The sequence below is a fragment of the Roseixanthobacter psychrophilus genome (genome assembly GCF_043195195.1).
In the GTDB taxonomy this organism is placed as follows: domain Bacteria; phylum Pseudomonadota; class Alphaproteobacteria; order Rhizobiales; family Xanthobacteraceae; genus NCEH01.
The window spans coordinates 70,056-78,654 of sequence record NZ_JBAFWT010000026.1; the positions used below are offsets into that span (position 1 = coordinate 70,056).

The window sequence follows — 8,599 nt, forward strand, 5'->3', positions numbered from 1 at the left end:
TCTGGGGGCGTTGCGGGGGTCTCCCCGCTCGAAGGGGTCGGCCGAGACCCAAGGCTCGGACGCAGGGGAAGGCTTTCCCCTCCTTCTGCGACAGATATCGAACTGAGACGCTCACACTGCCCGGGATGGCCGGACTGGAATTCTTGAATCCAGGGCAATTAGTCAGATATGAATACATATTAGCCTTTTTGCGTCAAATATGGATGATTGATATGGGTTCGCCCAAGACGAAACCGGCACTGGAACGGCTGGGCCAGGATATCCGCAACGCGCGTCTGCGGCGTCGCATCACGGTAGCGGATCTCGCCGTTCGTGCGGGGACCTCGCCGAGTTCCATTGCCCGCCTTGAACGCGGTGATCCGGGCGTTGCCATCGGAACGCTTGCCGACGTTCTCGTTGTGCTGGGCCTTCTGGAGCGGCTTGCCGACCTGATCGATATCCGCAAGGACGATCTGGGGCTGGCGCTGACCGCCAATGGCTAAGGAAACCAAAATTAGCGACACGTTGGCATTGTCTCCATTGCGGTATGCAATGCGGAAACTGGTGTGAGGGAGAACCGATGAAGATCATCGACAACACCTCACTTCTTCTCGGAGATGACCTGAAGGCGACGCTGGGACGTGGCGCCCGGCTCAAGATCGCGGCATCATGCTTCTCGATCTATGCTTTCGAGGCGCTCAAGAGCGAATTGTCAAAGGTCGAAAGCCTTCAGTTCATTTTCACGGCGCCGACCTTTGTCCCGATGGAAATGACGGACCGCCTCCGCAAGGAACGGCGAGAGTTCTTCATTCCCAAAGCAACACGAGACCTCACGCAGCCGCGGCGCGGGTGGCGGCGGCACGGACGAGGATTGATCCCCCGCCCGCCGCTCACACCAGAGCCAGCTCGATTGTGAGCCGGCTCGGTGGGCCATCCGGCCCGACCCAAGGCAGTGCCGGATAGGTCTCCAGCGTCGGCCAGTCGCCGTACTGCTCGCCGCTGCCCGGCACCCATACGCCGGTAATCGCGCGATAGGTCGCGAAGACGTCCTGATAGGGGCCCTCATGGGCGATGCGGGCGACGCGGGTCGGCGGCCAGGTGATGGGCCCAAAGGCGGTACCCCGGAGATCGACGGGATGCGACGGCAGCCGGATCGCGCAGTCATATCGCAACAATCCGCGCTGGGTTACTTCGGGATTGTCGTAGCCGACTCCGATGAAGACCCGGTTCTCCTCGGGCGGCAGACGCAGGGTCGCCAGCTGTTCGGCAAACATCTTCCAATAGGTCGGTAAAAGCGCGTGCGACCCATGGAACCGCACGCCGAGAAGGCGGGATTCGTCGCGCCACTGCGCCTGAACATTCTGCGCGCGCTCCATTTCCACTGGCCCTGACGGGATGATCCTGTCGGCGGCGAGTTCCCGATAGCGCTTTGGCGCACAGCCGAACTGCCGTTGGAAGGCATGGGTGAGGGCCTCGGCGCTGCCATAGCCGGTGGCAATGGCGATGGACAGTACCGAGTCCCGGCTCAGATGCAGCCGGATGGCCGCCATTTCGAGGCGCATGCGGCGTATATAGGCGCCGACCGTCTCGCCCATCACCTCGGCGAAGGCCCGCTGGAAATGCTGGGGGCTGAGGCCGGCTGCGGCCGCGATGGCCTTGATGGTGAACGGCGCCGTCGGCTGCCGCTCGATCAGGCGGACAGCGGCGAGGACCGAGCGGTTGTCCAGCAGCATCGGTGGAAATTTCCGCGGCTCGGGCTCGATCAGCGAACCGATATTCGGCTTTGCAAATTCCAGCGCCACCTCAAGCTGCTCCCCGGTGAGGGGAACTTCGCTGGGCAAGAGAACTTCGCCAATGTCCGGCACGGAAACGTCCCCAAAAATCGCCGGAGCGACGCGGTGTTGCGGCTGCCGGCTGCGCACAGCATTTCCGATCAGACATGCGGGCGCAACTGATGGCATCAGTTGAGTCGGGATCGCTGCGCTGCACCTTTCGCGACGATCGAGCCGGGGCTAGAGGCGCACCTTGGGGAAGATCGTCGCAGCACAGGGCCGGACGAGCCGATGCCGCAAGTGCCTTGCGGCGCGCGCGCTGCTATTGTCGTCGGTGGCGCTGATCGTCATCGCGGATCCGCTGGCCGGCCACGCCCAGCAGGCGGCGTCGCTGCCTGCCGGCGGCTCCGTTGTATCGGGAGCTGCGGCGATCTCTTCGCCCTCCGCCACCAGTGTGCTGGTCACCCAATCCTCGCGCAATGCCATCATTAACTGGGGCAGTTTTTCGGTCGGCGCCGGCAGCAGCGTCCGCTTTGAGAACGGCTCCGGCGCGACGCTGAACCGCGTCACCGGCCTTTCTCCCTCGCAGCTCGATGGTTCGCTTTCCGCAACCGGCAGCGTCTATCTGGTGAACCCCAACGGCATCACGGTGGGGCCGACCGGTACCGTGACCACCGGCGGCTCATTCATCGCCTCCACCCATGACGTCTCCGACGCTGAGTTCAATGCCGGCGCCGCCATGACCTTCAAGGGCTCCAGCACCGCCAGCGTGATCAATTACGGTTCCATCGGCGCGCTGGGTGGCGACGTCGCGCTGATCGCCCGAAGGGTCGAGAATGCCGGCACCATCACGGCGCCCAACGGCACGGTGGGCTTGGCCGCCGGCTATGAGGTGCTTGTGCGCGACGCCACCCTCTCCGACGGCAAGTTCGTGGTGAAGGTGGGCGGGGCGGACACCGAGGCGAAGACCTCCGGCGTCATCAAGGCCGCCGAGGTGGAACTGAAGGCCAATGGCGGCAATGTCTATGCGCTGGCCGGCAACACCGAGAGCATCACCAAGGCCACCGGCGTCACCAGCAAGGGTGGGCGGGTCTTCCTGACCGCGGGCGACGGCGGCAGCGTCACCGTGAGCCAGAAGGTGGTGGCCCGGGCCGCCAGGTCCAACGGCAAGGCGAAGGGCGGCGAGATCCAGGTCTCCGGCGGCAAGGTGAAGGTGGCGGGCACGCTGGACGCCAAGGGGGAGAGCGATGTGGGCGGCGCCGTGACGGTGACCGGCAGCAACCTGACGCTGGCCAGCGGCGCGGTGGTGGACGTGAGCGGCGCCACGGCCGGTGGCACGGTACGCATCGGCGGCGACGTCCAGGGCAGCGGCACGCTGGCCCACGCGCAGACGGTGACGATCGAGGCGGGCAGTGTCATCAAGGCCGATGCCACCGGCACCGGCACGGGCGGCAGCGTGGTGGTCTGGTCGGACGGCGTCACCAATTTCGCCGGCACGATCTCGGCCAACGGCGGGGCGCTCGGCGGCGACGGCGGCTTCGTGGAGACGTCCGGCCACGAGTTGGGGTTCGGTGCCGGACTACAGGTGACGACGACGGCAGCCAATGGCGCGACGGGCACCTGGCTGCTCGATCCCTACAACGTGACGATTTCCAACGCCGCCGACAGCTTCATCTCGGTCGACACGACCTCCTCGCCGAACACCGCGACGCCGTCCGGCGGCAGCGGGACCAACCTGAATGTCGCGACCCTTCAGAGTGCGCTTGCCAGCAACAATATGGTCGTCCTGACCTCGGGTGCGGGCAGCGAGGCGGGAAACATCACCGTCGTCAATGCGGTGACCTGGTCGGCCAACACGACGCTGACGCTGAATGCGAACACCTCGACCGGGGGCATCTTCCTCAACGCGAACGTGACCGGAACGGGCAGCGGCAGCGGCCTTGTCCTCAACGCAGGGGCGGGCGGCATCAACCAGACCGCGGCATCGCCCACCACTATCGCCACCTCTATCACGGTGAACACGCTGAATGCCACGACGACAAACGGCGGTTCGGTCGCCCTAACCAATTCCGTCAACGCGATCACGACGCTCGGTACGTCCAGCGCCTCGGGCTCGTTTGCGCTGACCAACGGGCAGGACCTGAACGTGTCCGGCCCGATCACCAGCAACGGGACGCTGTCGCTCGTCACGGCCGCCGGCGATCTGAACATCACCGCTGCGCTCAACGACAGCCAGGCGGGCGCGAGCTACACGCTGTCGGCGGCAAACGCGCTGAACATCAGCAAGGATCTGACGCTCAGCGGGGCCGGGGCGCAACTGAACCTCAGCGTCGGAAGCTCCTATTCGCTGGTCAGCGGCGCGCGTGTATCGCTGCCCGACAGCGGGGCGTCGCTATCCATCAACGGCCAAGACTATACGCTGATCCATGACGCGGCCGGCCTGCAGAGCGTGAGCGGCTCGGGCCTCTACGCACTGGGTAACGACATCGACGCAAGCGCCACGGCCGGCTGGAACAGCGGGGCCGGCTTCCAGGCCATCGCCGGCTTCTCCGGCACCTTGGCGGGCTTCGGGCACTTCGTCGACAGCCTCACCATCAACAGGCCGGGCCAATCGACGCAAGGCCTGTTCGGGATCCTGTCCGGGACGGCGCGCGACCTGACCCTCTCCAATGTGTCGATCAACGGCAACAGCACCGTGGGCGGCGTTGCGGGACGCCTCTCGGGCGGCACACTGTCGAATGTTCATGTCACGGGGACGGTGACCGGGCAAGGCGCACAGGTGGGCGGCCTCGTCGGGTGGAGCGATATCGCCTCGATCGAACTGTCGTCCTCCGCCGCCAGCGTGTCCGGCACGGATGAAGTCGGTGGCCTCGTCGGACGGAACCGCGTCGGTTCGCTCACCACGTCATACGCCACAGGGGCGGTTACAGGTACGGGCAGCGGGATCGGCGGCCTGGTCGGCACCACCGTGCAAGGCTCCGCGCTGACCGATGCATATGCCAGCGGATTGGTGACCGGCCTGAGCGGCACTGGCGGCGTCGTCGGTAGCGCGGATGGCACGACCATCACCAGTACCAACGTCTATTGGGACATGGATTCGACGGGCCAGTCCGCCAGCGTGGTGGGCAGCGGCTTCAGCTCCAGCAGCGCCCGCACGCAATCGACCTATGCGGGTTTCGATTTCTCCAACGTCTGGGTGATGATCGCCGGCGAGACGCGGCCGATGCTGCGCAACGAGTATTCGACCGTCATCGCCACGCCGGCGGCGTTGCAACTGATGTCGCAGGATCTCACCGCCAGCTACAGGCTGGGGGCAAACATCAACCTGACCACCGCCTTCACCGCCGACGGCAGCGGCAATTATGCGGGCCTCTGGGGGGCATCCGGCTTCGTGCCGATCGGCAATTCCGGCACGCCGTTCTCCGGCATCTTCGACGGCCAGGGCCACAGCATCACCGGCCTGACCATCAATCGCAGCGGGACCAATTACGTGGGCCTGTTCGGCTATACGAACGGTGCCACGATCAGCAACGTGACGCTCTCAGCCGGCAGCATCACCGGCAATGACGATGTGGGCTCGCTCATCGGCTACATGCTCGGCGGTTCCGTCTCTTCCGCGTCCGCGAGCGCCACGGTCACCGGCGCTAACACTTTGGAAACCAACGTCGGCGGTCTCGTGGGAGTCAATGACGGCGGCGCCATCAGCCGCGCCTCCGCGAGCGGCAATGTCACCGGCGCGGGCTATCAGATCGGCGGCCTCGTCGGCTATCTCGTCAACGGCGGCAGCATCACGCAGTCCTATGCCACGGGCGACGTCACCGGCACCAATACGGGCGCCGGCATGGGCTATATCGGCGGCCTGGTGGGCGCGAGCGGCTTCACCGGCAATGACGGCGGCACCATCAGCCAATCGTACGCCACCGGCACCGTCACCGGCAGTTCCGGCCCCATCGGCGGCTTCATCGGCCACAATGAGGGGACCATCACCGATGCCTACGCCACCGGCCGGGTCATCGGGCTCGGCAGTGCGTCCAACGTCGGCGGCTTCGTCGGCGTCAACTATACGGATGGCGTGATCACCGCAGCCTATTCGACGGGCTATGTCTCCGGTGGCGCGCAGGTCGGCGGGTTTGCGGGTTATAACAACGCCAGCGCCTCGGCCATTACCTCGGCCTATTGGGATACGCAGACCAGCGGACAGGCGAGCGGCATCGCCGGCGGGTCCGGCGGCATCACCGCGCGCACCACGGCGCAGTTGCAGGGCACGCTGCCGGCGGGCTTCTCTTCGTCCATCTGGGGCACGGGGACCAATCTCTATCCCTACTTCACCTGGCGCTATGCCACGACGCCGGTGGCCGTCTCCGGCATCGCCTACAGCGACGCGGGCACCACGGCTCTGGCGGGCGCCACGGTCACGGCGGTATCGGGCGGCAGCGCGCTCGGCAGCGCGGTCACCGGGGCCAACGGCTATTACTACGTCCTGGCGCCGTCCAGCGCGCTCGCCTCCAGCGGCGTGCTCACCTATCTGGACAACGGCACGGCCAAGGGCGCCGCCTTCTCCGATGTGGACGGCACCAACGGCGTGCAGAACGTCGCCATCTATGGCACGGCAGCCCACATCATTACCGGCGAATCCACGCTGGCTGCGACCCTGCCCAATTATCTTGCCGCCCGCGGCAGCTATGCCGACACTGATCTATCCTTCCTCTCCTCCACCACCTTCGCGCCACTGACAACGACGGCGGGCTACGGCGTCTATCTCAACACCACGGGCAATTATACGCTCAACGCCAATCTCGGCTCCTCGGGCCTTTTGACCATCGACAGCGGCGGGGCGTTCGGCGTGAGCGGCGCGATCACGCTTGCGGCGGCGGGCGCGCTCGCCATCGCCGATGCGGTCTCCTGGTCCGACGCCTCGAGCCTTACCCTCTCCACTACGAGCGGCGGCAACATCAGCCTTGCCGGTGCGGTGACCGGAGCCGCTGGAACGCTGATCGTGAGCGCCAGCGGCACCGCAACCACATCAAGCGCGGTCAATGTGGGTACCTTCCGCCTCGATGGCGGGACCTGGCGCCAAGTCGCGGCGACGCTGCCGAGCTTCGCCGCCACCAATTTCGTTCTGGGCAGCGGCACCACCTTCCTGCGCGCCACGGGCGGCGACGGCTCGGCCGCGACGCCCTATCAGGTCGGCGATGTCTATGGCCTCCAGGGTGTCGGCTCCACCAGCCTGCTGTCGCAGAGCTTCGTGCTCGCCGCAGACATCGATGCGTCGGGTACTTCGAACTGGAATTCCGGCTCAGGCTTCAATCCCATCGGCAGCGATCTCGACAATTTCCTCGGAAGTTTCGATGGCGGCGGCCACACCATCAGCGGCCTTGTGGTGACCAATTCCGCCCGGGCCGGCCTGTTCGGCGTGATCGGCAACGGCGCCACCGTCAGCAGCCTCACGGTGGGTGGGACCGTGAACGGCGTCGTCGCCGGCGTGCTGGCGGCCTACAATCTGGGAACCGTCAGCAATGTGAAGACGTCCGGCACCGTCCTCAACGCCGGAAACCCGAACGCCGGCTTCGCCTATCTGGGTGGTCTCGTCGGCATCGATCAGGGGAACGGGAGCATCCTCAACTCGTCCTCCTCGGCGACCGTGACCAATTCCCAAGCCAACACCAATGCGGGCGGCCTCGCGGGCGCCAGCCAGAACGCCTCGATCAGCAATTCCTTTGCCACCGGTGCGGTGACGAGCACCACCGCGACCAACACCACCACGGCCGGGCTGGTGGCCGCGAATTTCGGCACCATCACCGGCTCATATGCCACGGGCGGCGTATCGGGCGGCCTTTATTCCGGCGGCCTGGTCGCCGTCAACTCCGGGAGCATCTCGAACGCCTTCGCCACAGGCTCGGTCAGCGGCGCCACATATGCCGGCGGGCTGGTGGCCGTGAATGCCGGCACCATCACCGGCTCATATGCGACGGGCGACGTTTCGGGCGCGGTTTATTCGGGCGGCCTCGTCGCCGTGAACTCCTTTAGCATCTCGAACGCCTTCGCCACGGGCGCGGTCAGCGGCACCACCTATGCAGGCGGCCTTGTCGGCCAGAGCTACGGGCCCATCTCGAATTCCTATGCCACCGGTAACGTGACGGCCGGCACTTATGCCGGCGGTTTCATTGGCTATAATAACGGCGCGATCTCCAACAGCTATTCGACGGGCTCGGTGAGCGGGGCCACCTACCAGGGCGGCTTCATCGGCTATCTCAGCTCCGGCACCGTCACGGCAAGCTTCTGGAATACGACGACATCGGGCACCGCCCTTGGCATCGGCGCGGGCTCGTCCACCGGCGTGACCGGGCTGACCACGGCACAGCTGAGCAGTCTGTCCACCTTTACCGGAGCAGGCTGGGACATTGATGATGCGGGCGGCACGGGAGCCGTCTGGCGCATCTATGACGGCTACACCATGCCGCTGCTGCGCAGCTTCATGACCGCCCTGACGGTGACCGGCGGCAGCGGCAGCAAGACCTATGACGGCAGCGCCACCAGCGCGAGCGTCGGCACGCTGACCTACAACCCGAGCGGCTACACCACCGCCCTGGTGCTCGGCAGTGCGCTCTACACCGCGTCCGGCGCCGATGCCGGCTCCTATTCGGGTGCCGGCCTGACACTTGGCGGCCTCTATTCGAGCCAGCTCGGCTACGACATCACCTTCGTGTCCGGCTCGCTCGCGATCGGTCAGGCCGCGCTGACCGCCACGGTGACCGACACGTCGAAGACCTATGACGGCCTCGCCTATAGCGGCGGCGCAGGGGTGACCTACAGCGGCTTCGTCGCCGGCGAGACGTCGGCCGTGCTCG

4 protein-coding genes are annotated in these 8,599 nt (G+C 66.1%); 3 read left to right on the plus strand and 1 reads right to left on the minus strand.

The features are described from left to right. Positions 1-125: 125 nt before the first annotated feature. Entirely contained in the window at positions 126-482 is a 357-nt protein-coding gene (locus tag V5F77_RS19850; RefSeq protein WP_429007070.1) for a helix-turn-helix domain-containing protein, read from the plus strand. A 77-nt stretch (positions 483-559) separates the two neighbouring features. Beyond that, the gene (locus V5F77_RS19855) at positions 560-895 is read left to right on the plus strand and encodes a hypothetical protein (protein WP_429007071.1); all 336 of its coding nucleotides are present in this window, start codon (positions 560-562) and stop codon (positions 893-895) included. On the opposite strand, the gene V5F77_RS19860 is transcribed toward V5F77_RS19855, so the two are convergent. Next, positions 870-1,844 (minus strand): AraC family transcriptional regulator, encoded by a 975-nt coding sequence (locus V5F77_RS19860; RefSeq protein WP_429007072.1) that lies wholly within the window; start codon positions 1,842-1,844, stop codon positions 870-872. The two genes, V5F77_RS19855 and V5F77_RS19860, sit on opposite strands and share 26 nt — an antisense overlap. Before the next feature lie 160 nt (positions 1,845-2,004). Between V5F77_RS19860 and V5F77_RS19865 the strand changes: the two genes are divergently transcribed. After that, on the plus strand, positions 2,005-8,599 hold a 6,595-nt coding region (locus V5F77_RS19865; RefSeq protein ID WP_429007073.1), incomplete at its 3' end, for a GLUG motif-containing protein.

Bases quoted from the DNA above. Each gene is read 5' to 3' on its own strand.
- V5F77_RS19850 (WP_429007070.1), top strand. From the start codon at position 126: ATGGCCGGACTGGAATTCTTGAATCCAGGGCAATTAGTCAGATATGAA.
- V5F77_RS19855 (WP_429007071.1), top strand. From the start codon at position 560: ATGAAGATCATCGACAACACCTCACTTCTTCTCGGAGATGACCTGAAG.